This is a genomic window from Bacillus sp. JJ1127, assembly GCF_036965845.1.
Lineage (GTDB): Bacteria > Bacillota > Bacilli > Bacillales > Bacillaceae_G > Bacillus_A.
Window position 1 is genome coordinate 1 of the sequence record NZ_JBALQK010000329.1, and the last position, 366, is coordinate 366.

General features: G+C 29.5%; 1 protein-coding gene. It reads right to left on the minus strand.

What is annotated here, in order from left to right:
* Positions 1-42 precede the first annotated feature (42 nt).
* Positions 43-270: a hypothetical protein gene (locus V7183_RS23775; protein ID WP_335361044.1), complete on the minus strand. Its 228-nt coding sequence runs from the start codon at positions 268-270 to the stop codon at positions 43-45.
* Positions 271-366 lie beyond the last annotated feature (96 nt).

Here is a 366-nt window from a genome sequence, read left to right on the forward strand (position 1 = left end):
GATTTATTGAGTACCGCGTTTAGTTTGAGAAATTTTCATTTTTCATTTCATTGACTTTTTAATTTGATCGGCCATAAACTCTAATACTTTATCAGTTATCTTTTCAGGAAAATAACCTTGTCTTTCTAAGAGAATGTTTTCAATTACAAATTTACGACGTGTCCAGTATTCATAATCTTTCCCTTGATTTTTAGCAAGTTCTTGATAGTCATTATCTACTTCAGACGCTTTGTTAAATAATCGTAATCCATAATAAGGATTACTTCGCATGCTTCGGACCACTTTTAAAAGAAGGTATAAGTCGAATGTATGATAGGTTTTTCATACGCTTACATTTAAAATAAAATCACGATGTTTATAAAAAAG

What these genes read in the sequence shown, in the direction of transcription:
- V7183_RS23775 (WP_335361044.1), bottom strand. Translation starts at nt 270, where the DNA reads ATGCGAAGTAATCCTTATTATGGATTACGATTATTTAACAAAGCGTCT.